Source organism: Scytonema sp. PCC 10023, from assembly GCF_963920835.1.
Taxonomy (GTDB): Bacteria; Cyanobacteriota; Cyanobacteriia; order Cyanobacteriales; family Nostocaceae; genus Kalymmatonema.
Window position 1 is genome coordinate 1 of sequence record NZ_CAWUDP010000338.1, and the last position, 758, is coordinate 758.

1 protein-coding gene is annotated in these 758 nt (G+C 47.2%); it reads right to left on the reverse strand.

Translation table 11 applies throughout. From position 1 onward, the window contains the following. Positions 1 to 758: WD40 repeat domain-containing protein (locus ACM0OZ_RS49100; RefSeq protein ID WP_414590202.1), on the reverse strand; the 758-nt coding region annotated here is incomplete at both ends.

The following is a 758-nucleotide window of genomic DNA, read 5'->3' on the forward strand; positions in this document are numbered from 1 at the left end:
TGCTTGCCCTGAGTATCCCACAACCGCACTGTGCCATCTGAACCACCACTGACAACTCTCTGATTATCTGTGCTTATTGCTACTGAATTTACGGTACCCTGATGACCTCTGAATGTAGCAACTTGCTTGCCTTGAGTATCCCACAACCGCACTGTGCCATCATCACCACCACTGACAATTCTCTGGTTATCTATGCTTATTGCTACTGAATTTACGGTACCCTGATGACCTCTGAATGTAGCAACTTGCTTGCCCTGAGTATCCCACAACCGCACTGTGCCATCATAACCACCACTGACAATTCTCTGGCTGTTTGTGCTTATTGCTACTGAAGGTACGTAACCCTGATGACCTGTGAATGTAGCAACTTGCTTGCCCTTGCTATCCCACACCCGCACTGTGCGATCTGAACCACCACTGACAATTGTCTGTTTATTTGTGCTGATTGCTACTGCTTCTATGGAACCCTGATGACCTCTGAATGTAGCGACTTGCTTGCCCTGAGTATCCCACAACCGCACTGTGCCATCATCACCACCACTGACAATTCTCTGGTTATCTATGCTTATTGCTACTGAATTTACGGTACCCTGATGACCTCTGAATGTAGCAACTTGCTTGCCTTGAGTATCCCACAACCGCACTGTGCCATCATAACCACCACTGACAATTCTCTGGTTATCTGTACTTATGGCTACTGAGATTACGGAACCCTGATGACCTCTGAATGTAGCAACTTGCTTGCCCTGAGTATCCCA